The following is a 26,760-nucleotide window of genomic DNA, read 5'->3' on the forward strand; positions in this document are numbered from 1 at the left end:
CGCTCGATTTTTTGTCATGGCCGGAGCAAACTATGGGCCGAGGATGACTACTGGCACGTAAGGAGTCAAGAGTCCGGAACGACCTGCGGCGCGGCCCCAGGACGGCGCCGGGCCTGTCGCGAAGGCCCCTGGCGCAACCGCATGGCCCTCGGTCTCTTCGCAGGCCTTCCCGTCAGTGACCGCACGGCCGCGCCGACCGGCGGGAACGGGCTGCCGGGTCCCCTCCGACCGCAAGGCCGTGCACCGCGCTCCCGGCGGGAACGGGACCGGCTTCGGCGGCGCCCCGGTCCGAGCGCGCCGTGCCCGTCGCCGAAGGGACGGACACGGCGCGTACCGCCGGTCGCCGATGTGCGACGGACGCCTGCATCAGCAGCCGGGTGCCGGCCCGGTCGGCGGTATCGGGGACGATGCCGCCGGGTGCGGGTTCGAGCACGGTGACGCCGCCCCTGCGGGCGGCCAGGGTCACCGTGCCGTCCACGGTGTCGACGCGCACTTCGGCGCTCACGCCCTCGCGCGCCCGCGCGAGCTGCCGCACGGGCCAGCTTTCCCCGCCCGGTTCCGCGGCGAGGGCGGCGGCGAGGGCACCGAGGGCCAGCAGGGCGGCGGGCGGGAAGGTGAAGAGGGTACGACGGGCGCGAGGGACGGACGGACGCGGTCCGAGCGGGGATCCGAGCACCAAAACCTCCGAGGGGTTTGAGAGCGTTGCCGACCGTGACTCCGCGGGACCCCCTCCCCTCCGGGGTCGTTCAACCGTCGGGCGGCCCCCTCCTACCGCTCCGCTCCGGGCTCGTAGCGCAGCGAGATGGAGCGCAGGACGTCCGCGGAGGACACGTCGGTGCGGCCGGCGTCGTGCACTTCGGCGAGCTGCACGAAGGCGAAGGCGAGGGCGGAGGTGATGTGCACGATGGCGGGCCCCAGCTTCTCGGTGACGATCTCCGCCACCTCGCGGGGGCTCGCGTCGGCCGGCAACTGGATGTGCGGCAGCATCTCTTCGAGGAGCGCGGAGACCGCTCCGCTTCTGGTCACCTCGGCGTCCGGGTTCTCCCGGAGTTGCCGCCGCATCTCGAGTGCCTCGGTGAGGATGCCGACGCCCCGCTGCATGATCTCGCGCTGCTCCATGAGCACAGCCTAGACGGGCTCGGCGGCAGCCGGAATCACCTGCAGACATGCCATGACTTGGCCGGCGAACGGCAGGAGAACCCGTTCTCCCACCTGCATGCCGAGGAGCGCCAACGCGCAGAACGGGCAGGAATCCAACGGCATTTCTCGCCGCCACCTCATCGCTGGAACAGGTTCTGTTGTGGATGCTGCCGTCGCACAGCACCTCCGTGCGGGCCGCAGCGCCGCCGCAACCACTGTCCGGCGGCGCTGTCATCGAGCCGGGATCGCATGTCCCGGTCCTGATGGATCCCGGTGACGTGCTCGACGACGATGCGGGGCCCGCCGCCGAGCATTCCCGCGGCGGCGATCAGCAGCGCCGCCGTCACGCTCAGCCGCAGCAGTAGGGTGCCGATCGCGGCGCCGGCCGATACCGCCGGCAGCGCGACCTCGTGATGGCGCCGGCCGCCGCCCAGGGCCGACGTCCTGATCCAGGTGATGAGGGTGCCGGTGACCAGGATGGTGTTCAGGCCTGCCCTGAGCCGCCACATGGTCGCGCTGCACACCCCCGTGGCCACCGCGGTCAGGGCGATCACCAGGTAGTACCGGGGCACCGGTTCCGGGCCGGTGCCGGTGCCCAGGCCGATCGCGGTCAGGGCCGCGGCGACGGAGGCCGGGGCCAGAAGCCACCGCCGGTACCGTTCGACGGCCGGGGCCGCGCCCCGGCGGCTGCCGACGATCACACCGGCGATGAAGGGGCCAGGGCCGTGGCCGGCCCGAGGGGCTCCAGTCCTTCGCCCCGGCGAGGGCGAAACCGAGGAAGAGCAGATCGCCGGTCGTGAAGGCGGTGAAGATCTGCCCGAGGCCGAGGAAGGCCACGGCGTCGACGATCCCGGTGGCGGCGGTCGCCACGACGAGGGCCTTTTGAAGCGGATCCGGGTGAGCGGGTGAGGACATGGGCCCGACGTCGGTGACGGCGCGGCCACGTCGGCGCGTGGACCGGCGCGCGCCCGCCACCGCCACCCGAACGGGCTACGGATTACGGGGCCGAACCGTCTGAACGCGACCGCCGACCCCTGGCCTTGGCCGTCCGGCGTTCCCGTCGCGTCGTGGTTCATGCGCGGGAAGTCGGCGGCGCGGTCGATCGCCGTGTCCTGCGCCTCCTTCGACCGCGCGTACGACACCGGCTGCCTCTGCGACCCGGCGTACCGGCCCTCGTCCTGCGCCTCGCGGGTGTGGCCGCGGCCGGGCGGCCCGACCTGGCCGGCCGTGACAGCGGCGCAGGAACGGTCGTGGAGCCGTGCGGACGGGGTCGGGATCGCGTCCTGACCGTCGGCTCGAGCCCCGCCCGCCCCCGCCGCGGAGCCCCGGCATCGGACCCGGGTGTCCCGTTCATCTGCTCAGTGACCCGGCGTCCCCTATGACGATCACCGGGTGCCGCTCGGGGTCGAGGGCCAGCAGGAGTTGCCTCATGTGCCGTTCCTCAAGGCTCACGCAGCCCTGGGTGGGCCCATCGTGGTCCACGTGCAGCCAGATGCCGCCGCCCCGGTCGGCGCCGAGCGGGCGGGTCTGGTCGAGCGGGGAGGTGCCCGGGACACGGTTGTAGTCGATCGCCACGACGTAGTCGAAGGACCCGTCGAGCGGCTCCCCCATGAAGCCCGTGCCGCCGATGGAGAACCCGGGCGACTCGTCGTACGGCAGCAGGGTGCCCGGGTCCGGCAACAGGCCCCCCGCGTCGCTGAGGGTGAACACACCGACGGGCGAGCGGAGGTCGCCCGCCAGGTGGTCGTCGGTCCAGCCGTTGAGGGCGTTGTGGGCGGGCCAGGCCATGCCCGCCTCCCAGCCCGATGCGGTACGCCGGTACAGCACGGCCTCCGAGCGGTTCGCGTCCCGGCTCCTGCCGGTGACGACGACGGCCTGCCGGGTGCTCTCGGGGATCAAGGCCAGCGTGCGGGGACCGAGGCCGCCGAGCGGGGCGGGGGTGTCGGGGTATGCTCCGGCGTCGGTCCGGCCCTGTGTGGTGCTCTCCACGCCGGGTGTTCCGGTACCCGGCGCTTCGTGTCCTGCCTCTGCGTCCCCCGGTGCTCCGGCTGCCGATGGGGCGGCGGCCGTGGGAGCGACCGCTGCGGGGGCGGCAGCCGTGGGGGACGACTTCCCCGCCGTGCTGCCGGTGGTCGCTGCGCAGCCGGTGAGGAGCACTGCCATCAGGAGGGCGAGGGCCGGCATCGGCAGCCGGCTGCGGCCCCGGGCGGGGGCGGCGGACCGCCGGTCGCCCGGGGACGGCGCTCGGGGACACCCGCGGTGCGGGCCTTCGGCCAATAAGGCCATGGGGTCGGCCTGACTTCGGCTCGGCCGAAACGCCGCGCTCCCTGCGCGAGTCCGGGCAACGTCCCCCATCTGCCCGCCGGGGCGGCGGCCTTCGGTGGCCCCGGCGGGGCGGCGAGCCGTCATTCCCCGATGAGGAAAGCGAGGACGGCACCCGCACCACTCGCCATGCCCACGACCGCGGCGGCCACGCACCGCACCCGGAGCCGACGATAGCGGTGGGCGTACATGTCGCGGAGCTCGGCCGCCCGGTCGCAGATCCGGACCAGTGTCACGCGGGAGGCCTCGATGCGGTCGGCGGTGTAGACGCGTTCCACGTCCTCGCGCTGTGCGGTCGTCAGCCACGGCAACTGCTCGGTGAACCGCTCGGCCCGACGCCGGGCGTCCTCGACTTCGGCCGCCCACAGCAGGTACCCCTCGAACTGGTCGAGGCCGCGGGCGCTGTCCTGGCTCGGATTCACATGCTCCTCCACGCTGGGCTGCGGGATCACTCCTGTCAGGCCTGGTCCCCGGGGGGCTGGACCGCGGAGTGCTCGGGGCGGTTCTCCTCCCGGTCGTACGCCGCGATCGCCGGGTGGTGCAGGTCGAAGGCCGGGGACTCGCTGCGGATCCGCGGCAGGGTGAGGAAGTTGTGCCGCGGGGGCGGGCAGGAGGTGGCCCATTCGAGTGAACGGCTGTAGCCCCAGGGGTCGTCGACCTCGACCTTCTCGCCGTACTTGGCCGTCTTCCAGACGTTGTAGAGGAACGGCAGCATCGACAGGCCGAGCAGGAACGACGCGATGGTGGAGACCGTGTTCAGCGCGGTGAAGCCGTCGGCCGCCAGGTAGTCCGCATACCGGCGGGGCATGCCCTCGGCACCCAGCCAGTGCTGGATCAGGAAGGTTCCGTGGAAGCCGACGAACAGCGTCCAGAAGGTGATCTTCCCGAGCCGCTCGTCGAGCATCTTGCCGGTGAACTTCGGCCACCAGAAGTGGAAGCCGGCGAACATCGCGAAGACGACGGTGCCGAACACCACGTAGTGGAAGTGCGCCACCACGAAGTACGAGTCGGTGACGTGGAAGTCCAGCGGCGGCGAGGCCAGGATGACGCCCGTGAGACCACCGAAGAGGAAGGTCACCAGGAAGCCCGCCGACCAGAGCATCGGTGTCTCGAAGCTCAGCGACCCCTTCCACATGGTGCCCAGCCAGTTGAAGAACTTCACCCCGGTCGGGATCGCGATCAGGAAGGTCATGAAGGAGAAGAACGGCAGCAGCACACCGCCCGTGGCGAACATGTGGTGCGCCCACACCGTCGCCGACAGACCCGCGATCGCGATGGTCGCGCCGATCAGACCCAGATAGCCGAAGATCGGCTTGCGGGAGAAGACCGGGATGATCTCGGAGACGATGCCGAAGAACGGCAGCGCGATGATGTACACCTCGGGGTGGCCGAAGAACCAGAACAGGTGCTGCCAGAGCAGCGGCCCGCCGTTGGCCGCGTCGAAGATGTGGGCCCCGAACTTCCGGTCCACCTCCAGGGCCAGCAGCGCGGCGGCCAGTACCGGGAAGGCGAGCAGGACCAGTACACCGGTCAGCAGCACGTTCCAGGTGAAGATCGGCATGCGGAACATCGTCATGCCGGGAGCGCGCATGCAGACGATCGTGGTGATGAAGTTGACCGTACCGAGAATGGTGCCGAAGCCGGAGAGGGCCAGGCCCATGACCCACAGGTCACCGCCGAGCCCAGGCGTGCGGACCGAGTCCGACAGCGTGCTGTAGGCGGTCCAGCCGAAGCTGGCCGGGCCGTCCGGGGTGAGGAAGCCGCCGAGCGCGATCAGTGAGCCGAACAGGAACAGCCAGTAGGAGAACAGGTTCAGCCGCGGGAAGGCGACGTCGGGCGCGCCGATCTGGAGCGGCATGATCCAGTTCGCGAAACCGATGAACAGCGGGGTCGCGAACATCAGCAGCATGATCGTGCCGTGCATGGTGAACGCCTGGTTGTACTGCTCGTTCGACACGATCTGCAGGCCGGGCCGGGCCAGCTCGGCGCGGATGACCAGCGCGAGGATGCCGCCGAAGATGAAGAATGTGAACGACGTCGTGAGATACAGCGTGCCGATGGTCTTGTGGTCAGTGGTGGTGAGCCACTTGACGACCACGTTGCCGGGACGCCTGCGCCGGACCGGCAGCTCGTCCTCGTAGGAGTCCGACTCGACCGAGTCCGACGCACTGTGAACCGCCACTGTTCCGCTCTCTTTCTATGGGTCCGGTATCTCTACCCTCGGGAAGGATGTCGCACATGCGCCCGCTCGTGTGAGACCCGGGCTCGGCCCGGCGTGTCACTATACGCATCCATCCCCTTGCACATTGTGACGTACTGGGTGGGGGTGGCGCGCCCGGCGGCGAGGCCGTCCGGACGCACCGGGGCCCGTACCCGGGTGGAGTACGGGCCTGTCGCCCGGCGCGGTGCGAAGGGGGCGCGGTGGGGCTACCGGTTGATCACGAACTGCGAGCCGGGTTCGATCAGCACATCGCCCTCGGCCGAACCGGTGATGGTGACGTCCGTCAGAGTGGCGCTGCCACGGGCGCCGCCCATGGCGAGGATGCCGGACCCGTTGTTGGACCTGTCGATCGTGACGTTGCTGATCCGGACGTCCGGCATGGCACCGCCGCCCGTCTTGAACTGGATGCCGTCGTACGTCGAGTCATGGATGTCGGTGTCGCGGATCACCACTCCCGGGATGTCGGGCCCCTGTGCGAACAGGGTGATGGCACCGAACTCCTGGTCCTCGTTCCAGAAGGCTCCGCCGGTGCGGTGCAGCGCGTTGTTGGCGATGAGGGTCCGTCCGGAGAAGGGCAGCGGGTCGTGGTCGGTCGCCAGCATGATGCCCGGGTAGTTCATCGTGTCGTGGATCAGGTTGTTCTCGATGGTGTTGCCGTAGCCGCCGTAGACCGCGATGCCGTTGGCGCGCCAGGTAAGTTGGACGGTGTTGTTGCGGAAGTGATTGTCGTGGCCGATGTCGACGGACGGATCCTTGACGTACTTGCTCGCCCAGACGGCCAGCGCGTCGTCGCCCGTGTTGCGCAGCGAGGAGTTCTCCACGAGTGAGTTGCGGGTTCCGTTGGCGAAGTTGACGCCGTCCGCGTAGGTGTTGCGGATTCTCATCCCGGTGAACTCCAGCCCGTCGGCGGGGCCCCACAGCTCGGGGATGTTGCTGTAGTCGCGGCCCACCCAGGCGCCCACGTTGGCGTGCTCGATCCACACGTTGCTGATCTTCGTGTTCTTGCCGAATCGGCCGTTCAGGCCGACGCCGCCCTCGGCTCCGCCGTCGCCGCCGCGGATGGTGCCCGAGCCGAAGATGGCGATGTCCGAGATCCGGGTGTTGTCGTCGATGTCGAAGCCGAAGTTTCCCTCGTGCGGGTGGTTGATGCCGCCCGACTGGTGCGGCGGGGTGAGGGTGTGGAACTGGGAGTGCCACATGCCGGCGCCCCGGACGGTGACGTCGCGGATGCCGACCTGGTTGTGCGGGCCGCGGTTGAGCGGGTCGTCGGTGAGGATCTTCTGCTCCTGCCGCCACTGGCCCGGCGGGATCCACACACAGTCGATCTGCCCGTTCTGGTCGGCGGTCACGGCCCGCTGAAGGGCGTCCGTGTCGTCGATCCCGTCGCCCGGGATCGCGCCGTACTCGGTGATGGAGACACAGCCCGCGGGCCGGTCGGTGGGCGGTGCGACCTGCTCCAGGTCGATCAGGTCGACGATGTAGAACGCGGCGGTGTCGTCGTTGTCGCGCTGGAGCCGGAAGGTGGTGCCCTTCGGGAAGCTCCGGCCGAGCAGGGCATGGGACTCGTCGAACAGCCTGCGGGCGTCGGCCTGCGGGGTGTTGGTGAGCCCTTCGGGCTGGTCGGTGTTGCCGTACAGCCAGCTGTGCTTGGAGCTGAGGCCGATCTTCTGTACGAACTCGCCTTCCGCGTACAGGCTCAGGGTCGCCTCGGTGCCGCCGCCGCCTGGGGCGTCCGGGATCGAGTTGCGTACGACGATCGAGTTGGTCGGTCCCGAGGAGGTGAACTGCACGTACTGGCCGGTGGAGTTGAGGCGGACAGACTTACGGCCGGAGGACTCGGTGGCGAAGTTGGTGTGGCCGAACGTCCGCTTGGGGTCGGCTGTCAGGAGCGTTCCCTGGTAGGTGCCGTCCTCCGCCTCGTACTCGGTGTACGGCACGGCGGCGCCGCGGCCGACGACGAGGGAGCGAGTGAGGATGTTGTTGTTCTCGTTGGTCTCGGCGACTCTGTTGGTGGCATCCGCGGTCGCGGTGAGAATGCTCGACCCGCCGGTGGCGGTCCAGGTGCCGTCGACGGTGACCGGGACGCTCGCGCCTGCGGCGACCGCCCCGGTGGTGCCGTCGAGGGTACGGTCGCCCACCTCCAGCCGGGTGACGGAGCCGGCGGGCACGGCCGAGGTGCCCCGGTTGTGCACGGTGACCGTGAAGGAGACGGCGGCGCCGACGGCGGGGCTCGCCGGGTCGGTCGCGATCGCGCGGACCTCCAGGTCGGGTCCGGGGCTCTGGGCCACGGTCAGCTTGTCCGTCGCGGTGCGGCTGTTGTTGGTGTCGTCCTGCTCGAAAACGGTGTCCGTGGGGTCGACCACGGCGGACACCGTGTAGGTGCCCCGGGCCCGCTTGCCCACGTCCACGGAGACGGTCGCGGAGGCGCCGGCGGCGAGCGCGCCGACCGGGGCACTGCCGGCGACGGTGCCCTCGAGGCCGACGTCCAGCGTGGAGGCGGGGGACGCGGCGGTGCCGGCGTTGCGTACGGTCGCGCGGACCGTGACGGCGTCGGACTCGGTGGGGGACGCGGGCGTCCAGGTGAGGTCGGTGACGACGAGATCGGGGTGGGGAGCGGCGGTGCCCATGACCTCCAACTCGGCGATCTGGGCGCCGTATCCGGCGGAGTTGTGGGTGAATCTCAGCTGTACGTCGGCATGGCGGCCGGTGACCGGGATGGTGACCGTGTTGCCGTTGGAGGCGGGGTTGAACGTGTAGTCGGCACGGGCCTTGATCGAGGTGAAGCCGCTCGCCGCCTGCTCGCGTCCGAGGACTTCGATGCTCTGCGTCCGGGTCTCCCAGACCGCGGCGGGGTTGAGCTTCACGACGACGCCGGAGAGATCGGCGTTCGCACCCAACTGGACCGTGAGCGTGGCGGGATGGCCCGACGACTCCCAATAGGTTTCCGTCTGCCCGTCGTTGGCGTTCCGCGCCACGAACTGGTGCACGGTGGAGGAGGCCTGGACGGGCTTGTTCAGCGCCAGGTTGGTCCCGTCGGCCGGTGGCTGCTCGGGGTCGGTGCCGGCGTCGCTGTCGTAGACCTCGATCTCGGACAACTGGGCTGCGTTCCAGCCGGTGTTTGCGGTCACCCGCACGCGGATGTGGCGCAGGTCCCGGGCGGCGAAGTCCACGGTGACCGTGTTGCCGTCGTCGGGGTCGAAGCCGCGGGCGGCGGAGGCGGACAGGGTGGTGAAGGAGGTGCCGTCGGTGCTGCCCTCCACGGTGAGGGTCTGGGTGCGGGCCTCCCAGCCGGTGGGCAGTTCCAGGACCACCTGGTCAGCCTCGACGGTGCCGCCGAGGTCGACGCGTACCGGCTGCGGGAAGGACCCCGCAGGGCCCTCCCAGTAGGTCTGCTGGCTGCCGTCGGTCACGTTGGTGACGGGGTGACCGGGGTGGGAGCCACCGGCTGTGACGCTTTTGCCGAGCGCCAGGTTGGGCCCGCGGACGGCCGGTTCCGCGGCGATGGCCGGTGCGGGGTGAAGGCCGAAGGCGACCAGGCCGGCCAGGAGCAGGCCGGTGATCGTCCGGGGGCCGAATCGCTTCCGTCTCATGAAGTCCTCGTTCCACGGCGGGTGCTGGGGCGTGGTCGGGCGAGCGCGGGACGTACGGCGGAGCGGGACGGAGCCGGCTGAGTGCGGACGGGTGGCGGGGCAGGTGGGCATCCGGGCAGGCAGGGGGCATCTGCCACAGAATGCCGACCAGTCATACGTCTTTTGCGTCCATCAGTTCATTTCTTGCGGCTCCTGGAGTGAGAGTTTCGGGCTCCTGCCTCACTTGTCAATGGCATGAACACAACGTCCTTCGACGGACCGGGGTCCGGACACGGCAGGAGCGCCGCCCTCCCGGACGACGCCCCTGCCCCTGCACCGGTTCGACACGGGCCCGCAGCCCGCCCGGAGTCACTGATCCGTGTGGCTGACCTCCACCGGGTCGAACGCGATCCGGGTGCGGGCTCCGCCGCCGGCCCACACGACCTCGACCGTGCTCCCCCCGTCCACCCGGACCTCCTGAACCGCCTCCATCAGGGGCCGCGGGTCGGGTTCGGCGGTCAGACTCGCCAGGCTGACGTGTACGGACGTGCCGTGGGAGCGGCCGCTGAGCCGGGGTACCCGGGCCCAGCGGGTGAAGGCCGTGCCCTGGGGGGCGCGGATCGGGTCCGCGGCGGGAGCGTCCCAGCCGTGCAGGCCGTGCAGGGAAGAGACCAGCGGCTCGTCGGGGCCGGTGGCCCAGCCGGTGTGCGTGACGAGGGAGCCCGCCGGCGCTCCCGTCACACGGTGCACCCGCAGTTCGTGACGGCCGTGGGCCACCGTGACACTCTCCACCCGCAGGCCCGGCACCATCGGCGGGCCGCCGGCGAACACCGGCCGGTGCCAGGAGGCCGCCCAGCCCCACCCGTCGCCGTGTCCGGCACCCAGCGGGTGGACGCGGCGGCGCACACTGGGCCGGCCGCCGACCACCACGGACAGGTGGTTGTCGGCGATGTTCCCGGTCGCGGTCGGGCCGGTGCGGGTCGAGTAGGCCTGGCGCCCGTAGTGCGGGTCGTCCTCGGCTGCCGACTCCGCCTGGTAGGGGCTCACATGGTGGCTGCCGTGGTTGTGCAGACGGACGACTCCGTCGGCCCGGGTCGCCTGGACGAGCAGTCCGGGCCCGGACAGGGCGAGCACCCGGTCGGCCTCCTCCACCGGTGCCGGCTCCTCACGGCCCGCCCAGAAGGCGTGGCCGGCGGGGGCGAGCAGCGCGACGAAGGCCTTCGACGCCCAGTACGGGGACGCCGGGCCCGAGTAGGTCTGCAGCACGGCGTCGTGCGGGCCGTACCAGCCGAGGCTCAGCAGTCCGTCGTCGGTCAGCGCGCCCCGGTCCAGGAAGTGACGCAGAGTGCCGTCGGCGATGCGGCGCGAGGCTCCCGGTGTCAGCGGGCTGTATCCGGTCACCGCTCCCAGCGCGACGGCCGACGCAGCGGCGAAGCGGTAGGTGAGCGACCGTCCGTAGTGCATCGGTGCCCCGTCCGCGCCGAACATGAGGGCGAAGCCCTCCAGATGGGAACGCAGCCGGGAACCGTAGTGGGCCAGGGCGTCCGCGTCGCCGGAGAGATGGGCGTCGAGGACCGGGTAGAGGTGCAGGGCCCAGCCGTTGTAGTGGTCGAAGGCCCGCATGTCCCCGTCGGTGTACCAGCCGTCGCCCTGGTACCAGCTCTCCAGGAGTTCCACCGCGCGCTGCCGGGCCGCGGCCGTCTCACTGTCGCCGCGGCCGACGGACTCCAGGAACCCTGCGACCGTGTACGGGAAGAGGTACCAGTTGTTCGGCGCGGGGGTGTGCCGCAGTGCGCCCCGCAGCCATTCCTCGGCGCGGTCCTGCACGCCGGGGTCGAGGTTCTTCCACAGCCAGGGGGCCGTCAGGCGCAGACCGAGGGCGATCGACGCCGACTCGACCATGGGCTGGCCCTGCACCGTGAAGTCCAGGATCAACGGCCAGGACTCGGTGTCGTCGCGGCCCGGGGTACGGGTGCCGGCGGCGAGTCCGCTCGCGTAGCGCTCGAGCCGGCCGTGGGGGTCGCCCCCGTCCGCGCCGGCCACCCGGAAGGCGGCGGCGAGGAACGTCCTCGCGTATCCCTCGAGGCCGTCGGAGCGCACGCCCGAGCGGGAGGGGCGTCCCGGCAGGTCCAGCAGGGCGTGGCCGGGGGTGCTCCAGCGCCAGGCCGCGGTGAGGAGCCCGTCCGCGGCGGCCTCCCAGTGGGCGCGGGTGTAGCCGGTGTACGGGCTCAGGTCGCGGTTCTCCGGGGGCAGTTCGAAGGGGATGCTCATGCGAGGAAAGCCAGCCTTTCGCGTCGTACGGGGTGGAGGAAGCCGTCGCCGGCGGCCCAGCTCGCGATCTCGGAGAGCGCGAGATCGGCCAGGCGGCGCAGTTCGTTGCCCTGGGAGCCGGCGAGGTGGGGGGTGAGCAGGACGTTCCCGCACCTCCACAACGGGTGGTCGGGCGGCAGGACTTCGGGTTCGGTGACGTCGAGCACGGCACGGATGCGGCCGGCCAGCACTGCGTCGGTGAGTGCGTCCTGGTCGACGACGGCGCCGCGGGCCGTGTTGACGAGTACGGCGCCGGGCCGCATGGAGTCGATCAGTTCGCGGCCGACCAGTCCACGGGTCTCGGGCAGCAGCGGGGTGTGCACGCTGACCGTGTCGGAGTGCCGGAACAGCTCAGCCAACTCCACTCGGCGCACACCGAGTTCGTCCGCACCTCCTTCGTCGACGTACGGGTCGTGGAGCAGGACGTCGAGATCGTGCGGGCGCAGCAGGTCGATGACGCGGCGGCCGATGAGGGAGGCGGACAGGATGCCCACGGTACGGCGGTGGTTGCCGATGGAGCGGTCGGGACGCAGCCAGTCGGGCCGGGCACGGGCGCTGCGGTAGTCGCGCGCGCTCTCCAGGACCCGCTTTCCGGTGAGAAGGATCATGGCGAGGGTGTACTCGGCGACCGGCACGGCGTTGGCCGCGGCGGCGGAGGAGACCTCGATGCCTCGCTCCCAGCAGGCGTCGGTGACATGGCCGCGTACGCTGCCCGCGGCGTGCACGACGGCGCGCAGGCGGGGCGCGGCCCGCAGGACCTCGGCGTCCAGGGGCGGGCAGCCCCAGCCGGTGATCAGCAGGTCCACGTCGGCGAGCACGGCGCGCGCCTGGGGTGTGGTGAAGTCGTCCAGCACCGGGAGGGGGGCCGGATCGCACAGCGCGGCGAGGGCCGCGTGCGACTCGGCGTCGAGGACGGCCGAGGCGACGTCGGGGTGCATGGCCAGTGCGGCACGGGGCCGGAAGGCGGGGCCGGGCGGGTGCTCGGTCATGGTGGGGGCGGAACTCCTTCCATGAGCGGGTCACTTCACGGCGCCGGCGGTCGGACCGCTGCGCCGGAAGCGCTGAAGCGGGGCGAAGGCGAGGATGAGGGCCACGACCGTCAGGAGCAAGCCCATGATGACCACGGGCAGTACTCGGGTGCGACGGACTCCGAACTGTTCCCTGCGCGGAGGCCGGGACCGATGGGGTACAGGCCCTGGTCGGACAGCATCATCATGGGCGGGAAGAAGGTGTGCCGGATCTCGGTGGGCCGGCGGAGGAACACGGCGACCAGGCCGGCCCGGCATCCGCGGCGCCCCTGAAGCAGGTGGCCGGTTCGCCCGCGCCGTCGACGCGGGCGGCCTCCAGCACCTCGTCGGACGCATGTCCCTGGCTGAAGATGCGGCCGAGGTGGACGCCGAAGGGGCGGAACAGGACGGGGTCGGCTTCCTCCTCCTCGTACACGAGGGGGATTCCTGCGGCTTGCGCCGTGGGGTTTCCCGCTTCGCCGCCGACTGCCCGCCCCGAGGACTCCGTTGAGGTCCTGCACCGGCTCCACGGACAGGCACCGCCCGTCCGGGCGAGGGTCCGCTGCCCGCGCAGCTCGACCGGCTCCCGCACGAAACCCCCCTGAGCCGGAGTTCGTTCGAACATCGGCCGTCATCACGATCGCGCGGGGCCCTGGGGTCTGCTCTGCCGGGTTGTGGGGGCGGTCGGGCTCGGTGACCGTGGCTCGGTGGCCGCGGGTCGACGACGGTGACCCGCGCCTCCCCGGGGCGCAGCCTCTTCTCCAGACCCCAGGCGGTGCGGAAGCCCGCGTAGCCGCCGCCGGCCATCAGGATCTCTCGCATGGTGTCCTCTGTTCCTCGTCCGTCACCATCTGGACGGACGAGGGCGGGACGTGACAGAGGCCCGCACCGGCGTGCCCGGCTCGTCACACGGCCAAGACGGACGGCGGTCGGTTCACTGCACGGCGGTCACCTCGACGGCGAGGTCGTTGTCGACGGTGTAGTACGGGCGCACGGCGGCTTCGCCGATGGTGAGCGCCGGGTACACGCACACCGTCTTGCGGTCGGCCATGTCGTCGAGGAGCCGGCCGATCCGGACCGGCGGGGCACCGGCGGCGGGCCGGAGGAAGGCATCCCAGACCTGGTCGCCGGGCGCCCCGCCGGTCAGCTCCCCGAAGGGCACGGTGAAGGAGAAGGCGCTGCCCTCGGCCCGCAGCGGAAAGGAGCGCGTGGTGCCCTTGCCGCCGCGCAGCCGGAGCAACGCGGTGGCGTCGTCGGACAGTTCGGCGCCGTGCAGGTGTGCGTGGACCGTCATCGCACCGTCCGCGAGGTCGAGGCGGCCGGCCTCGGCGTGGGCGGGGCGCAGCCAGGCCCGGACAGCCAGGAACCCGTCCTTCGTGGCGTAGGGGACCCGGACGGCCACCGGGGACGGCCGCTCCCGCAGGCTTCCGTCGACGAGGGCGCGCAGGTCCCGCAGCCCTGGGCGCAGCCGTTCCCGTATGGCGTCCGGTTCCCTCATCAGATACGCGTCCCAGCGGCCCTCGGCGAGGGCCGGCAGCGGTTCGAGCACCGCGCGGAGGTCGCCTTCGTCGCCGTGGGGTTCGAGGTCGAGAAGGTGCGTCGGCTGTTCCGGCCTGTTCTTCTTCGGTTTCGACACCAGGGCCAGCCGGGGGCGCCCGGCCGGGCGGAGCGCCACACGGAAGGTGATCCGGCCGTCGGCGTCGACCGTGCAGTGGGCGCGCGGTTCGCCCGTGTCCTGTGCGGCGGTGCTCATCGGTGTCCCTTCCGTAGGGTGCGCAGCGCCTCGGAGGCGGCGACGAGGGCGAGATCGGCGGCGGCGTGGCCCTGGCCGGACAGGATCCGGTGGGCCCGGCCGCCGTCCGGTGCGGGGCGCCCGCCGGTGCTTCTGGCCGCCACGGCCTCCCCGGCGAGGCGTTCCGCCTGTGCCACGACGGGCCCGGGGGCGTACCGGCGGGCGTTGTCGAGGGCGGCCCTGCCCATGCGGCGGCGCCGTTCGTCGTCGCGGACGAGGTCCAGCAGAGCCTCGCCGAGGGCGTCGGCGTCATCGACGGGCACGAGCCGGCCGTCGACGCCGTCCTTGATGATCTCGCCGGGTCCGTAGGGGCAGTCGGTGCTCACGACGGGCAGTCCGCAGCGCATCGCCTCGACGATGGTCATGCCGAACGGCTCGAAGTTGGACGCGGCCACGCCGATGGAACCCTTGACCCACTCGGCCTCCATCGGAGTCACCGCGCCCATGAGGAAGACGTTGTTCCACAGGCCGAGCGACTCGATCAGGCGGCGTAGCGCGACCCGTTCCTCGCCTTTGCCGTAAATGCGCAGCTGCCAGTCCGGATGGGCGGCCGCGACCCGGGCGAACGCCTTGATGATCAGGTCGTAGCGCTTGACCGGGACCAGCCGGCCGGCCGCGACGACCACCTTGGCGGTGCCGTCCGCGGCGGGCAGCACGGGGTCGGGGACGCTGTTCGGGAGGGCCTCCACACGCACACCGGGCAGCCTCATCTTGCGCCGGTAGGAGTCTGCGTCCGCCTCCGTGACGGTGGTGAGCACGTCGAGGCGGCGGTAGGCGCGGCGCAGCGTGGTACGCAGCCGGGGCGGGTGGTTGTTCAGGGTGAGGTGCTCCTGGCCGACGCGTACGACGTGCTCGGGGGCCTGGAGCGCGAGGTGCACGTTGAGTCCCGGCCGGGTCCCGATGACCACGTCGGCGTCGATGGACTCCAGGCATTCGGCGATCCGCTGATCCGTCAACTCGCTGTACTGGTGGTAGCGGTACTCGGCCGACGGGAACACCTTGGCCGGTCTTCGGTGCCGGGGGTCGTCCTTCTCTCTCCTGAGATCCACCAGGGGCCGCAGCCGCACCTCGGGGTGCGGGGTGAGGTTGGGGTGCTCCTGGTGCCGCAGCACGGAGACGATCTCCACGTCGTGCCGTTCGGCCAGCGCGGCGGCGAGGTTGAACGTGGTGGTGATCGTGCCCCCGATGCCATAGGCGTTGTGGATCAGGAAAGAGATCTTCATGGCGGACTAGACCGCTTAAAGCGTTCAGAAGTTGTCTGCCGTTATCACTTTATTAGCTCGGGTTACGCCTTCTGGATGAAAGTTCCGCCTGGTCACCGCTACTGGGGCCGGCCGGCCGACGGTGTCGTCGTGCCCGGCGGCTTGATCTGCATGCCGGGGCGGCGGCGGTGCACGGTCAGGTAGGTCAGCCCCTGCTCGCCGGCGGCGAGAGCGCGGGTGGAGCCGTGCGGAAGCCAGGTCAGGGCGCCCGCACGCAGGGGCCGCGTTCCGTCGGGCGCGGTCAGCGAGCCCTCGCCGGACAGGACGAGGAGGAGGACGTCGAGGTCGGGCTCGCGGTGGGTGTCGACCTGTCGGCCGGGCGGAATGCGTACGACGTTGGCGTCGAGTTGCCGGCCGGACTCCGCGAGCCGCCACAGGGCGCCGGCCGGCGCGTCCTCGAGCGCCGCCAGCGCGGCCGTGTCGCACAGCGTCCGGGGCAGCGGGATCTCGCCCCCGCGCCCGGTGGTGGCGTCGCCGCCGTCTGTCGTCATCGGGTGTCACCGTCCTGTGCGTCCTGTGCGCGGGAGTCTCTCAAATAGGAATTTAGCATGCATATTTGAAACCCGGCCGCCCGCTCCGGGGTGCTGGGGCACGCCCTCGCTCCCGGACGGCGGGCAGTACCGTGAGCCGGTCCGTGAGGATCGCGTTGGTCTCCTCGGGCCTTTCCTGCTGGGCCCGGTGGCCGCAGCCGTCGAGAGTGCGGGAGGACCACAGCCCGGGGAGTGTGCCGGGGGAATGCCTTGAGGGCGTCGCCCGTCCAGGCCGTGGACGCGTCCAGAGCACCGCCGGCGAGCAGGGACGGCTGGGCGAGGGGCGCGCCGGGGTGGCCGGCGAGGTCCTCCCCGTCGCGGTCCGTGCTCCGGTAGCGGGCCAGGGCTCCGCTCCTGTTGGCGCGTTCGAACTCCGCGGCGTGGACGTCGAGGTCGGCCTCACCGAGTCAGGCGGGCCGCCGACCGGTGGGAACCGGTCGCGCAGGGTGCCGCCCGGACTCACGAAGTACGGTCCCGGGGCGTCCAAAGCGGGCATGGTGTCGATGGACAGCGCCGCGTGGCAGCCGGCCGGCCGCGTACGTCCGGTTCGATCTCGGCCTCGGCGCGGCCGGACTCCTGGAAGCAGGAGACGTAGACCTCCTCGTCGCCGCCCATCGAGGCGAAGACGGTGCCCGGCCTCGGGTCGCCGGGGCGTAGGGCACGCCGAGCATGCCCACCGCGCGGGAGACATCCGGCCTGAGCAGGGCGGAGTCGTCCGCGATCGTCAATCCCCGGTCATGTCCGACGATCACGGCGGACCGCTCCCCCAGGGCGTGCACGACCGCGACGGTGTCCGTCACACGTTCCGTCATGCGGTGGGTGTCCGTGGCGGCGGGCCGGGCAAAACGGCCGTAGCCGCGAACGTCGACGACCACCGCGCGGTGCCCGGCCGCCGCCGGAGCGGGCAGTGGGTGGCGCCAGGGGTACCGGAACCAGGGGAATCCGTGCACGAGCAGGACCGGCGGGCCGGTGCCCTGCTCCACCAGACGGGTGCGGCCCGCGGGCGGGGGCCGGCCGGTGGGTGACGTCGTCCGGGGCTGCCGCGGTGACATACCTGCTCCCGTGACTCGCGGCCCGTCCCGCGCCGGGACCGCGCTTTGCGTAGGGAGGCAGGAACGGGTGAGGACGGAGCGTTGTTGCCGCTTCGGCACATCGGCACTTCGGCCGGGTCACTCCCGCGGGGCGCTTCCGTCCTCGACGGGCGGGCCGAGCGGGCGCAGCCGCGGGTCGTCCGGGAGCTGCGGGCCCTGGGGGGCGTCCGGAGCCGGCGGCTCGCCGCCTGCCTCGTTGAACGCGGTGAGTGCTTCGACGAGCGCCACCCGTTCCTCGGGGGCCAGCCGTTCGACGATGGCGGCGATCTCGGCGCGGCGCCGCGCGGTGACGTCCTCGACGGTCCGCCGGCCCTCGTCGGTCAGCCTCAGCATTGTCTCGCGGCGGTTGGCCGGATTGGTATGCCGTACGGCGAGTCCGGCCGCGATCAGCCGGTCCACCATGCGCATCGCGGTGGAGGGAGCGACGTGGAGCAGCTCGGCGAGGGCGACCAGTTTGGTGTCACCGCGGGTGGACAGGACCACCAGCATCCGGAACTGCGGCAGGGTCACCCGGTCCCCGACCGCCTCCAGGGACCGCACGGAGACCGCCACGAGCAGCCGTGAGGCGGTCAGGACCGCACGGGTGACGGCGTCGACGTCGTCACCCGTCCCGGCGGGGACCTCACGCTCCGGCATAGGTCCTTTGTACCTCGCCCTCGTCCGGCCCGTACGCCGCCGGAGCCGCGGCTCAACCGCCGGGCGGGGGCGGGTTCCCGTCGCCGTGCCGGTGATGGCGCAGCAGGAGCATCGCGGCATCGTCGCCGGGCGGCCCGCCGGCATGCCCGACCAGGTCCTCGCGCAGGGCGTCGAGGGCGCGGTGCGTGTCGGGCTCGTTCAGCAGATGCGTGCGCTCGCCCAGCGGGTGGAAGCGGCCGTCCTCGTCACGTGTCTCGGCGACTCCGTCGGTGTACAGCAGCAGTTGCCCGCCGGGCTCGAACCTCACCCTGAAGGGCTCCGGTCCTTCGGTGCCGTGCGCGGTCGGGCCCAGCGGCAGGGCGTACGACGGCGGCTCCGGGAAGTCGACGCTGCCGTCGCGCCGTACGAGCACGGGGGGGCGAGTGCCCGTAGTTCAGAAGGGTGAGGTCCCGGCCCACGTCGATCTCGGCGAGGACGGCGGTGACGAACCGCTCGCCCCCCAGTTCCCGGGCCGCGCTGCGTTCCACCCGCTCGCCGACCCCGGCCAGGTTTTGCTCGTCGTAGGCGGCCTCCCGGAAGGCACCGAGCACCACGGCGGCCGTCTCCACCGCGGCCAGCCCTTTGCCCTTGACATCACCGACGATCACCCGGACCCCGTGCGGCGAGGCCACCACCTCGTACAGGTCGCCGCCGATACGGGCCTCGGCGACGGCGGACGTGTAGGAGACCGCCACCTGGAACGCCCCCGCGTTCAGCGGCACCGGTCTCAGCAGCACGCGCTGCGCGACCTCCGCGATCGACCGCATGCTCGCCAGTTCCGCCTCCCGGCGGGAGCGCATGACCGCGGCCGCGATACCGACGCCGGTGACCCCGGCCACGGACGCCATGGCGCTGTACCCGCGGCGCTCCGCGAACAGCCCGTTGTACAGACCCAGTCCCACACACAGCAGCAGGGCCAGTACGCCGATCACCGCGGTACGTCGCCAGCCGCCGACGAGTCCGGCGAAGGCGGGGCCGAGCGCCACCAGGGGCAGCAGACCCACCCCCGGTCCGACCAGGACGTCCATGATCGCGATCACTGCCATCACCACGAACGGCGTCCAGGACAGCGCCGTCTGACTCGATGGCGGTTTCTCGTCGGTCATGACCTGCTCCAGCGGTCTCGAGGCACTCGAGAGCCGTCCGATTCCTCCGCAGACGCCCCTCCCCCGCCGTTGGGCTGTGCAATGGTCGTGAGCGCGTTCCGAGCCCCACCTCGGACCTTCACGCAATCGAGTTCCCGGCCCGGACGACGACATCCGGGGCTCCGGGCCCCTGGTCCGACGATTTCGTGCTGTGGGATGATCCTGCCCGGGGTCCTGGTGCGAGTGAGCTGAGGTGTGTTCGACGGGCTCCCTCACCGGAGAGGAACGAACGGACGTGACCGCGCAGCGACCTGACGGCGAGACGCCGAGGGACAGGGACGGGACGCCGTCGGTGCCGGACGAGGTCTGGCAGCGGTTCCTCACGGACGACGAACGCGCCATTCGCGCCACCGCACCCGTCGAGCCCTCCGCCCTGCAGCGGGCGTCGGGGTGGCGGCCGCAGCCGGCTGTCACGGACGCCCGCGGCCGCACGGAGGGGCAGGAGGCCGACACCACGGGCGCCGTCGGTGACCTGTGGTACCCCGACGACCCGTGGGAGGGCCCGTCGTGGCGGGACCTGGACGGGCGGGCCAGGACGCGCCGGATCTGCCGGTTCATCGGCACGGCCGCCGCGATCGTGCTGGTCCTGGGCGTCTGGTCCCAGCTGTCCACCGGTGCGGGCACCCCGGACCAGGGGCCCGGCGACACGGTGCTGCAGCAGTCGGAGGACATCCCCGCGGAGCTGCCCACGGCGACGTCCGTCCCGTCCGGCCTCGTCTCCCCGTCCCCGACCACGTCGGCGGTACAGGCGGGCTGACACACTGCCGCCCCGCCCGCCGAGCGGCGATACGCGGCCCGGCTGCGACACCTGGCCGGCGGCGCACCCGCGCCGGGCGACGAGCGGCAGCCGGGCGGTACGGAGCCGGTCAGCCGCCCAGCGCCGACAGCACCACCGTCCTGGCCTCCTCCTGCACCCGGCGGAGGTGGCCGGGGCCCTGGAAGGACTCGGCGTAGATCTTGTACACGTCCTCGGTGCCCGAAGGGCGGGCCGCGAACCAGGCGTTGGCCGTGGTCACCTTGATCCCGCCGATGGACGCGCCGTTGCCGGGGGCCTCGGTGAGGACCGCGGTGACCGCCTCCCCGGCGAGGGTGTCGGCGGTGACCTGAGCAGGAGAGAGCTTCGCCAGGCGGGCCTTCTCCTCCCGGGTCGCCGGGGCGTCGATCCGCTCGTAGGCGGGCTCGCCGAAGCGGGCGGTGAGCGTGGCGTAGTGCTCGGAGGGCGTCTTCCCGGTGATCGCGGTGATCTCGGAGGCGAGCAGCGCGAGGAGGATGCCGTCCTTGTCGGTGGTCCACACCGAACCGTCACGGCGCAGGAAGGAGGCGCCGGCGGACTCCTCACCGCCGAAGCCGAGGGTGCCGCCCGCCAGTCCGTCGACGAACCACTTGAAGCCGACGGGCACCTCGACCAGTTCGCGCTTCAGATCGGCGGCGACCCGGTCGATCATCGCGGAGGACACCAGTGTCTTGCCGACACCGGCCCCGGCCGGCCACCGCTCGCGGTGCGCGTAGAGGTACTGGATGGCCGTGGCGAGGTAGTGGTTCGGGTTCATCAGGCCGGCGTCCGGGGTGACGATGCCGTGCCGGTCGGCGTCCGCGTCGTTGCCGGTGGCGATGTCGAAGCGGTCCCGCTGCGCGATGAGGGAGGCCATGGCGTGCGGCGACGAGCAGTCCATACGGATTTTGCCGTCCCAGTCCAGGGTCATGAACCGCCAGGTGGGATCGGTGAGAGGGTTGACCACCGTGAGGTCGATGCCGTGCTGCTCGGCGATCCGGCCCCAGTAGGCGACGGACGCCCCGCCCAGCGGGTCGGCCCCGATACGGACACCTGCCGTACGGATCGCCTCCAGGTCCAGCACGCTCGGCAGGTCGGCGACGTAGGTGCCGAGGAAGTCGTGGCGGCCGGTGCCGGGGGCGGTGAGGGCGCGGGCGTAGGGGATGCGCCGGACGTCCTTGAGGCCGCCTTGGATGATGGCGTTGGCCCGGTCCTGGATCCAGCCGGTCGCCTTCGAGCCCGCGGGGCCGCCGCTGGGCGGGTTGTACTTGAAGCCGCCGTCGGCGGGCGGGTTGTGGGACGGGGTTACGACGACGCCGTCCGCGAGGCCGGTGGTGCGGCCGCGGTTGTGGGTGAGGATCGCGTGCGAGACCGCGGGGGTCGGCGTGTAGCCGTCGGCGCTGTCGATGAGCACCGTGACTCCGTTGGCCGCGAACACCTCCAGGGCGGTGACCCGCGCGGGCTCGGACAGCGCGTGGGTATCGGCGCCCAGGAAGAGCGGACCGTCGGTGCCCTGACCGGCGCGGTACTCGCAGATGGCCTGGCTGGTCGCGGCGATGTGGTCCTCGTTGAACGCGCCGGCCAGGGACGAGCCGCGGTGTCCCGACGTTCCGAACGCGACACGCTGTCCCGCTTCCCGGGGGTCCGGGTGCACCGCGTAGTACGCCGTGACCAGCCGAGCGACGTCGACGAGATCCTCGGGGCGGGCCGGGCCGCCCGCTCGCTCGTGCTGCATGTGCCCACTCCTTGGCAGGGGTTGATTCTGCGCTTGCGGACACATCCTTCCTCTTCGAGGCCGCACCGCGCGAGTGGAACCGCCCGGCTCCGCACCGCCCCCGGGTCAGATGCGCCCGCCGGTCATCCGTGTGAGAGGACCGTGGCTGTGGCGTTCCGCTCGGCGCCCCACCGCGTAGGACGCGGCGCTCAGCACCGTCAGGCCCGCGCCGACACCGGCGGCGACGAGCTTGCGGTTGGTGAGCACCGTCCAGGCGGTCACGGCGGTGGCGGCGACCTGACCCGAGGTGGCGACGACCGCCCGGCGGCCCACCTCGACGCCCTTGGCCGCGCTCTGCACGGCACCGTTCGCCACTCCGGCCGCGCGCTCGGCGCCCGACTTGGCCGCTGACGCCGCGTCACCCGCCTTGGTGGCAACGCCACCGGCGGCTCGCTCCGCGGGAGCGGTCGCCTTCTCCGTGGCGTTGCGGGCCTTGGACGCGGCGGTCCGGGTGGAGGTGGTCTTCTGCTGCGCGTTCTTGTTCTGTTCACTCATGGACACCGACTTGCCGCTGAGCCCCTCGGCAAACCCGCCCGGTCGCGGAAGTCCCGCCCCGCGTACGAGCCGCTGCAGCAGACGTGAGGCCGACCCGCCGTCCGCAGGGCTGAGTTCGCCTTCAGGGGGTAGGTGAAGGAAGGACCGACAAGTGACCGCCGGGCCGACCGGGCCACCGGGAACGCGGTCCCGTGGAAAGGAGCTTCTCATGGCCGGAATCGTTGAGCGCATCAAGCGGTTCGCCAGGAGCCCTCAGGGGCGGCGCGCGACCGAGCAGGCGCGACGTGCCGCGGCCGACCCCCGGCGCCGGGCGCAGGCCCAGCGACTGATGGGCAAGCTCCGCGGCGGCCACCGCTGACCGTCTCCGCCGCCCGTCGGCGCGGTCCGGGGTCCGTGAAGTCCCGGGCCGCGTGGTTATGACCGGACCAGGAAGGACCCTCATGGATGAACCGTCGGTCCGCGCTGTGGGCTGGGCGCGTTCCCTGCCGATGGGCGGTGAGGTGAAGGCTGCCCGGGACTGGGCCCGGGAGCACCTCGACGCCCTGGGATGGACCACCACGGCGCCCGAGACGGCGGACGCCGTGCTGCTGACCGTGTCGGAGCTGGTCACCAACGCCCACAAGCACGCCCGCAGCAACGCCCAGTTGACCCTGTCCCGCGACGACAACTGTCTGCACATCTCCGTCCACGACACGTCGGCCGAACTGCCGGCCCGCCGCAGCCCGGGGACCGAGGGCACCGGCGGGCGCGGCATGCTCCTCGTGGATGCCCTGGCCGACGAGTGGGAGAGCCGCCCCTGTCCCCACGGCAAATCGGTCACCGCCTGCTTCCACGGGCCGCGGACCGAGGAGGCGCCTGGGGCGGACGCGGAGCACTGACCGGGCCGCTGCCGGCGGGGCGGCCACCCCGGAATACGATCGGTCGACCCCGATCCCCGAGGAGTTCCGTCCGGTGACCGCCGTCCTCCCCCCGCCCCGCACCTCCGTCGGGCTGCTGCGCCCGCGCCGCCTGACCCGTGTCGAGGGCGGAGGACACCTGCACGCCCTGTTGTGGACCCCCGGACCGGGCATGCGGATGATCAGCAGTGCGGTCCTGGGCGGCGGCATCGGCGAACGGCGCTGGGTCCTCAACGCCCAGGTCTCCCACGGCTACGGGCGCACCGATCCGGACCGGCACCTCGCCGAACTCGCCGCCGGTGCGGGCGCGCGCGGTCCGGGGGTCGGTCTGATGACGGCCGCCGACGTCTCGGCGTACGCCCACGCGCACGACAAAGGCGCGGAGGCGATCGTCACCTCGGGCATCGACGTGCGCGGCTGGGCGGCGGTCCCCGAGGCCGGGGATACGGCCACGGAGGGCGGCGCGCAGGTTCCGGGCACGATCAATATCGTTGTGGCGCTGCCGGTGCCGCTCACCGACGCTGCCCTGGTCAACGCGGTGGCCACCGCGACGGAGGCGAAGACGCAGGCCCTGTTGGAGGCCGGTCACGACTGTTCCGGCACTCCCACCGACGCGGTGTGCGTCGCCGCCCGCACCCCCTCCCCCGGCGAGACGCCGCACGCCTTCGCCGGGCCCCGCTCCCCATGGGGAGCACGGCTGGCACGCGCCGTCCACCGCGCTGTGCACGACGCGACACCGTCGCCGCCACCGCCTTCGCTCTGAGCGGTGGCGGCCCGGTGAGACGGGCCCCGCTCGTCGGCCCGGTCGGCCGAGACGTCAAGGCGTAGAGACGTCGAGGCGCGTCCCGGAGTCAGGCGCGGGTGCCGTTTTGGCCGGACTCCGGCGCGACGACCTGACCGAGTGAGCGGCGGCGTCCCCACTCGGCGGCCTCGGTCTCGCAGAGCTCCGCCAGTCTGGCGAGCATGGCACGGTGGCGGACCTGGATCAGCGCCTCCACGGCCAGATTGTGCAGTCGGCCGCCGGCGCCCCGCAGGGGGTGTTCATCCACGATCACCAGGCACTCCTCACCCCAGGGCCGCAGCTCGATGGCGATCCGCGCCGTGCCCAAGGCGCCCGCCCATGCCTCGAGTTCCAGGACCTTGCCCCACTCACAGCGTCGGACGACCGTCTCGTTGGACAAGCGAACGGGCCCCAGCCGCGCCTCGTACCGGATCGCCGCTCCGAGCCGGGGCCACTGCCCGCGCAGTGGCTTCGACGACGAGGTCCCCACCACCCAGTCCGCATAGCGGCTGCCGTCCGCGAGGACGTCCCAGACCGTCTGCGGACTCGTTCTGATCAGACGATGCCGAACTGCCACTACGACCTCCCGTGTCCGGAACTGTATGAGTGCACCAGCCGGCACCGAGTGCCCGTCCGCGGGCGCGCCGACACATGTCAGCCGTCGGTGCCCCGCCCGGGTACCGGCGGACGCGCGCGCTGCCCGTGCCGTGCGGGCTCGCCGGGCGCCAGGGCCCAGCGGATGCCGGCGGTGACGGCGGTGCCGAGCGGGCGGACGAACACGCCCTCGGCGGGCGGCACCCGGGGCAGCCGCAGCGCGCGCGAGGCCCAGAGGGGCAGCAGCGACACCGCGCCGGCCGCAAGGGCGCCGTACGGCACCCGGGCGAGAACCGGCACGGGCGGGTTGAGCAGCAGGAAGCGCGCCACGCTGCGCGCCTCGGGCGTGGAGCGCAGCTCGCCCCGGTAGGCGGCGAGCCGGTCGGTGAGCTCGGCGCGGTTCGTCGGCGGGTCGGGCACGCCGAGCGCGGTGGCGATGCGCGCCATGTCCTCGACGTACGCGTCGTAGCCGGCGGCGTCCAGCGGCCGGGCGCCGAAGTGCTGGTGGGCGCGGAGGAAGCAGTCGACCTCCGCGATGTGCACCCAGCACAGCAGACGGGGGTCGGCGGCACGGTACTCCTGACCGTCGGGGGTGGTGCCGTGCACCGTCGCGTGCACGGCCCGTACCCGGTCGACCGCCCGCTGGGCGCTGTCGGCCGGGCCGTAGGTGGTCATGGCGAGGAAGGCGCTGGTCCGCTGGAGGCGCCCCCACGGATCGCCGCGGAACCCCGAGTGCCCCGCGACGGCGGCCATGGCCAGCGGATGGAGCGACTGGAGCAGCAGCGCCGACAGCCCGCCGATGAACATCGAGGCGTCCCCGTGCACCTGCCGGACGGGGCGCTCGGGACCGAACCAGCGCGGGCCGGGCGCGCTGTGGATACGGGCGCGGGTGTCGGGGCCGTCCGGTCCCGCCACCCGGGAGAAGATCGCGTCGCCGATCCGGTCGCGCAGCACCCGGCCGTTGTCCGAGAGGAGTCCCATGGCTCGCACCGCCTCCTTGCGCCCGCGACGACCGGCCGCGCATGACGGCCGGCGCCCCACCACTGTGCCTGCTCCTACGCCTGCCCGCTCCCCGTCCGGTACCCGCGATCCGCCAGGTCACGGCGCCCGCCTCACTCCCTCCCCGGCACGCCTCACGGAACATCCTCCCTCCAGTCGAACACCCTCCCGTCCCCGGCGCGGGGCACATACACGGCACGGCCGCCCGCGCCGTAGCGGCCTATCTCGGTGGGCAGCCCGACACCGCCTCGCAGTTCCGTACCGGAACGGTCGGTGATGTCCAGCAGCAGACCGTCCAGCGGCCCGCCGGCCAGTTCCACGTACGACCGCCCGTCGCGCGGCCCCGGATCGTCGTGGTCCGCCCCGTAGACCCGGCCGCGCATGAACTCCAGCTCGTCCATACCGGCAGAATGGCATCCACCACTGACAATCGCCGCCCCGGACCGGAGCGGAGTCGGTGCTTTGGGCCTGCCCCGCGTCCGCTCAGGCCGGGCGGTGCGGGAAGTCAGCGGGCACCCGTCCAGCTGTGGGCGACGTCGATGACGAGGCGGTCCTGGAGCTGCAGCACCCGGAACGGCAGCCGCGCGCGCACGCCGAGCCCGATCTGGGTGTCGCCCTCGAAGCCGGCGGCGAACCGGGTGTCCCTGAAGGTGCGGTATCCGGTCGGGTTCACACCCGGCAGCGGCTGTCCGGCGCGGGCGGGATAGGTGGGCTCGCCGGTCTCGGGGGCGTAGGACGGCGCGGCCACCCGTACTTCGAGGACGGCGCCGCCGACGACGGGGATGTGCGTGCCGGAGCCGTCCTGGTACAGCCGGTCGACGTACCGGACCGTGTACCCGACCGCTCCGGCACCGCCGCCGCCCGCGCCCGGCAGATCGACGACCATCCGGTCGTAGCAGTCGCGGCGGCCGGTCCTGACGTTGCGGACCGGTGTGGTCGTGGCGGTGTCGGCCGTGTCGTTCTTGGCCAGGCTGTCCCAGCCGGTGGGGCAGGCCGTTGCCGCCGGAGCGGCGGACGGGGCGGCGACGGCTGGGGCCACCGCCGCACTCAGCGCGGCACCTACGAGCGCCAGGATCACGTGGATAGTTCTTGTTTGCATGATTTTCTGCCCCCAAGGGTCGCATCCTGCTGATATCGGGTGAGACGACCGGGTTCACCCAAGGGTTGCGCTCTTGTGGGCAGATCCCGTTTCACGGCCAGGCACGTCCACAGCATGTCCGGTTCATGCCCGGGGCGCCTCCCGGGACGGGCCAGGGACCGTTCCCCGCCATTCCGGGGCACCGGGCATGGCACATCCTGGTGGGGAGCGAACGATGTCCTGTGCGTACGCACCGGGAGGACGCGAGAGGGAAGAGGCAGCCGCCGGGCCGGCCGGAGAGCGGCCG

23 protein-coding genes and 4 pseudogenes are annotated in these 26,760 nt (G+C 72.3%); 4 read left to right on the forward strand and 23 right to left on the reverse strand.

Features of this window, described 5'->3' with window-relative positions; all coding sequences use genetic code 11:
• Positions 1-172 precede the first annotated feature (172 nt).
• From ACFP2V_RS25100 to ACFP2V_RS25180, 17 genes and pseudogenes are all read right to left on the reverse strand, one after another.
• Positions 173-676: a hypothetical protein gene (locus ACFP2V_RS25100; protein WP_381216791.1), complete on the reverse strand. Its 504-nt coding sequence runs from the start codon at positions 674-676 to the stop codon at positions 173-175.
• Positions 677-768: 92 nt separating this feature from the next.
• Positions 769-1,119 (reverse strand): hypothetical protein, encoded by a 351-nt coding sequence (locus tag ACFP2V_RS25105; protein WP_381216794.1) that lies wholly within the window; start codon positions 1,117-1,119, stop codon positions 769-771.
• Positions 1,120-1,277: 158 nt separating this feature from the next.
• A complete protein-coding gene (locus ACFP2V_RS25110; protein ID WP_381216797.1) occupies positions 1,278-1,841 on the reverse strand; it encodes a DUF1275 family protein in 564 nt (187 codons plus the stop codon).
• Between the two features lie 55 nt (positions 1,842-1,896).
• Positions 1,897-2,055 (reverse strand): annotated as a pseudogene (locus tag ACFP2V_RS25115) (DUF1275 family protein); the annotation flags it as partial.
• A 435-nt stretch (positions 2,056-2,490) separates the two neighbouring features.
• Entirely contained in the window at positions 2,491-3,426 is a 936-nt protein-coding gene (locus tag ACFP2V_RS25120) for a hypothetical protein (RefSeq protein WP_417801240.1), read from the reverse strand.
• 119 nt (positions 3,427-3,545) lie between these two features.
• Positions 3,546-3,884: a hypothetical protein gene (locus ACFP2V_RS25125; RefSeq protein ID WP_381216802.1), complete on the reverse strand. Its 339-nt coding sequence runs from the start codon at positions 3,882-3,884 to the stop codon at positions 3,546-3,548.
• Positions 3,885-3,919: 35 nt separating this feature from the next.
• Entirely contained in the window at positions 3,920-5,644 is a 1,725-nt protein-coding gene (ctaD, locus tag ACFP2V_RS25130; RefSeq protein WP_381216804.1) for an aa3-type cytochrome oxidase subunit I, read from the reverse strand.
• A gap of 245 nt (positions 5,645-5,889) precedes the next feature.
• The gene (locus ACFP2V_RS25135; protein WP_381216807.1) at positions 5,890-9,273 is read right to left on the reverse strand and encodes a CARDB domain-containing protein; all 3,384 of its coding nucleotides are present in this window, start codon (positions 9,271-9,273) and stop codon (positions 5,890-5,892) included.
• Positions 9,274-9,621: 348 nt separating this feature from the next.
• The gene (locus ACFP2V_RS25140; protein WP_381216810.1) at positions 9,622-11,523 is read right to left on the reverse strand and encodes a DUF2264 domain-containing protein; all 1,902 of its coding nucleotides are present in this window, start codon (positions 11,521-11,523) and stop codon (positions 9,622-9,624) included.
• Positions 11,520-12,551 carry a hydroxyacid dehydrogenase gene (locus ACFP2V_RS25145; protein WP_381216813.1) on the reverse strand — a complete coding sequence of 344 codons (1,032 nt, stop codon included), beginning with the start codon at positions 12,549-12,551 and terminating at the stop codon, positions 11,520-11,522. Before ACFP2V_RS25145 ends, ACFP2V_RS25140 begins: the two co-directional genes overlap by 4 nt.
• A 30-nt stretch (positions 12,552-12,581) precedes the next feature.
• Positions 12,582-12,981 (reverse strand): annotated as a pseudogene (locus ACFP2V_RS25150) (ABC transporter permease family protein); the annotation flags it as partial.
• Between the two features lie 522 nt (positions 12,982-13,503).
• The gene (locus ACFP2V_RS25155; RefSeq protein ID WP_381216815.1) at positions 13,504-14,322 is read right to left on the reverse strand and encodes a transferase; all 819 of its coding nucleotides are present in this window, start codon (positions 14,320-14,322) and stop codon (positions 13,504-13,506) included.
• Entirely contained in the window at positions 14,319-15,584 is a 1,266-nt protein-coding gene (locus ACFP2V_RS25160) for a glycosyltransferase family 4 protein (protein WP_381216818.1), read from the reverse strand. Before ACFP2V_RS25160 ends, ACFP2V_RS25155 begins: the two co-directional genes overlap by 4 nt.
• A 98-nt stretch (positions 15,585-15,682) precedes the next feature.
• Positions 15,683-16,114, reverse strand: a complete 432-nt coding sequence (locus ACFP2V_RS25165; protein ID WP_381216820.1) for a cupin domain-containing protein — start codon at positions 16,112-16,114, stop codon at positions 15,683-15,685.
• 52 nt (positions 16,115-16,166) lie between these two features.
• A pseudogene (locus tag ACFP2V_RS25170) lies at positions 16,167-17,205 on the reverse strand (alpha/beta fold hydrolase).
• Between the two features lie 117 nt (positions 17,206-17,322).
• Positions 17,323-17,880, reverse strand: a complete 558-nt coding sequence (locus ACFP2V_RS25175) for a MarR family winged helix-turn-helix transcriptional regulator (RefSeq protein ID WP_381216823.1) — start codon at positions 17,878-17,880, stop codon at positions 17,323-17,325.
• Positions 17,881-17,932: 52 nt separating this feature from the next.
• Positions 17,933-19,025, reverse strand: a pseudogene (locus tag ACFP2V_RS25180) (PP2C family protein-serine/threonine phosphatase).
• A gap of 274 nt (positions 19,026-19,299) precedes the next feature.
• Here ACFP2V_RS25180 and ACFP2V_RS25185 point away from each other — a divergent pair.
• Positions 19,300-19,821, forward strand: a complete 522-nt coding sequence (locus tag ACFP2V_RS25185; RefSeq protein ID WP_381216827.1) for a hypothetical protein — start codon at positions 19,300-19,302, stop codon at positions 19,819-19,821.
• Between the two features lie 109 nt (positions 19,822-19,930).
• Here ACFP2V_RS25185 and pgm read toward each other — a convergent pair whose 3' ends face one another.
• A complete protein-coding gene (pgm, locus tag ACFP2V_RS25190) occupies positions 19,931-21,571 on the reverse strand; it encodes a phosphoglucomutase (alpha-D-glucose-1,6-bisphosphate-dependent) (RefSeq protein ID WP_381216830.1) in 1,641 nt (546 codons plus the stop codon).
• Positions 21,572-21,676: 105 nt separating this feature from the next.
• Positions 21,677-22,105 (reverse strand): hypothetical protein, encoded by a 429-nt coding sequence (locus tag ACFP2V_RS25195; protein WP_381216833.1) that lies wholly within the window; start codon positions 22,103-22,105, stop codon positions 21,677-21,679.
• Between the two features lie 208 nt (positions 22,106-22,313).
• Here ACFP2V_RS25195 and ACFP2V_RS25200 point away from each other — a divergent pair, with 208 nt between their 5' ends.
• The 3 genes from ACFP2V_RS25200 to ACFP2V_RS25210 all read left to right on the forward strand — a co-directional run bounded on the left by ACFP2V_RS25200 (position 22,314) and on the right by ACFP2V_RS25210 (position 23,764).
• On the forward strand, positions 22,314-22,463 hold the full coding sequence (locus tag ACFP2V_RS25200) for a hypothetical protein (protein WP_381216836.1): 150 nt from the start codon (positions 22,314-22,316) through the stop codon (positions 22,461-22,463).
• Positions 22,464-22,545: 82 nt separating this feature from the next.
• Positions 22,546-22,983, forward strand: a complete 438-nt coding sequence (locus ACFP2V_RS25205; RefSeq protein ID WP_381216839.1) for an ATP-binding protein — start codon at positions 22,546-22,548, stop codon at positions 22,981-22,983.
• A 73-nt stretch (positions 22,984-23,056) separates the two neighbouring features.
• The gene (locus ACFP2V_RS25210) at positions 23,057-23,764 is read left to right on the forward strand and encodes an adenosylcobinamide amidohydrolase (RefSeq protein WP_381216842.1); all 708 of its coding nucleotides are present in this window, start codon (positions 23,057-23,059) and stop codon (positions 23,762-23,764) included.
• 88 nt (positions 23,765-23,852) lie between these two features.
• On the opposite strand, the gene ACFP2V_RS25215 is transcribed toward ACFP2V_RS25210, so the two are convergent.
• The 4 genes from ACFP2V_RS25215 to ACFP2V_RS25230 form a co-directional block, all read right to left on the reverse strand.
• Positions 23,853-24,359, reverse strand: a complete 507-nt coding sequence (locus ACFP2V_RS25215) for an SRPBCC family protein (RefSeq protein ID WP_381216845.1) — start codon at positions 24,357-24,359, stop codon at positions 23,853-23,855.
• A 77-nt stretch (positions 24,360-24,436) separates the two neighbouring features.
• Complete coding sequence (locus tag ACFP2V_RS25220; protein ID WP_381216848.1) at positions 24,437-25,357, reverse strand: oxygenase MpaB family protein; 921 nt, start codon at positions 25,355-25,357, stop codon at positions 24,437-24,439.
• A gap of 152 nt (positions 25,358-25,509) precedes the next feature.
• On the reverse strand, positions 25,510-25,776 hold the full coding sequence (locus tag ACFP2V_RS25225) for a hypothetical protein (protein ID WP_381216851.1): 267 nt from the start codon (positions 25,774-25,776) through the stop codon (positions 25,510-25,512).
• 104 nt (positions 25,777-25,880) lie between these two features.
• Positions 25,881-26,474, reverse strand: coding sequence for an AMIN-like domain-containing (lipo)protein (locus ACFP2V_RS25230; protein WP_381216854.1), 594 nt, complete (start codon positions 26,472-26,474; stop codon positions 25,881-25,883).
• Positions 26,475-26,760 lie beyond the last annotated feature (286 nt).

The organism is Streptomyces incanus (assembly GCF_042656345.1).
Taxonomy (GTDB): Bacteria; Actinomycetota; Actinomycetes; order Streptomycetales; family Streptomycetaceae; genus Streptomyces; species Streptomyces incanus.

Coding starts and splice junctions, on each gene's coding strand:
- ACFP2V_RS25220 (WP_381216848.1), bottom strand. CDS start 25,357: ATGGGACTCCTCTCGGACAACGGCCGGGTGCTGCGCGACCGGATCGGC.
- ACFP2V_RS25155 (WP_381216815.1), bottom strand. CDS start 14,322: ATGAGCACCGCCGCACAGGACACGGGCGAACCGCGCGCCCACTGCACG.
- ACFP2V_RS25165 (WP_381216820.1), bottom strand. CDS start 16,114: ATGACGACAGACGGCGGCGACGCCACCACCGGGCGCGGGGGCGAGATC.
- ACFP2V_RS25225 (WP_381216851.1), bottom strand. CDS start 25,776: ATGGACGAGCTGGAGTTCATGCGCGGCCGGGTCTACGGGGCGGACCAC.
- ACFP2V_RS25135 (WP_381216807.1), bottom strand. CDS start 9,273: ATGAGACGGAAGCGATTCGGCCCCCGGACGATCACCGGCCTGCTCCTG.
- ACFP2V_RS25175 (WP_381216823.1), bottom strand. CDS start 17,880: ATGCCGGAGCGTGAGGTCCCCGCCGGGACGGGTGACGACGTCGACGCC.
- ACFP2V_RS25205 (WP_381216839.1), top strand. CDS start 22,546: ATGGATGAACCGTCGGTCCGCGCTGTGGGCTGGGCGCGTTCCCTGCCG.
- ACFP2V_RS25105 (WP_381216794.1), bottom strand. CDS start 1,119: ATGGAGCAGCGCGAGATCATGCAGCGGGGCGTCGGCATCCTCACCGAG.
- ACFP2V_RS25145 (WP_381216813.1), bottom strand. CDS start 12,551: ATGACCGAGCACCCGCCCGGCCCCGCCTTCCGGCCCCGTGCCGCACTG.
- ACFP2V_RS25200 (WP_381216836.1), top strand. CDS start 22,314: ATGGCCGGAATCGTTGAGCGCATCAAGCGGTTCGCCAGGAGCCCTCAG.
- ACFP2V_RS25140 (WP_381216810.1), bottom strand. CDS start 11,523: ATGAGCATCCCCTTCGAACTGCCCCCGGAGAACCGCGACCTGAGCCCG.
- pgm (WP_381216830.1), bottom strand. CDS start 21,571: ATGCAGCACGAGCGAGCGGGCGGCCCGGCCCGCCCCGAGGATCTCGTC.
- ACFP2V_RS25120 (WP_417801240.1), bottom strand. CDS start 3,426: ATGGCCTTATTGGCCGAAGGCCCGCACCGCGGGTGTCCCCGAGCGCCG.
- ACFP2V_RS25230 (WP_381216854.1), bottom strand. CDS start 26,474: ATGCAAACAAGAACTATCCACGTGATCCTGGCGCTCGTAGGTGCCGCG.
- ACFP2V_RS25160 (WP_381216818.1), bottom strand. CDS start 15,584: ATGAAGATCTCTTTCCTGATCCACAACGCCTATGGCATCGGGGGCACG.
- ACFP2V_RS25195 (WP_381216833.1), bottom strand. CDS start 22,105: ATGAGTGAACAGAACAAGAACGCGCAGCAGAAGACCACCTCCACCCGG.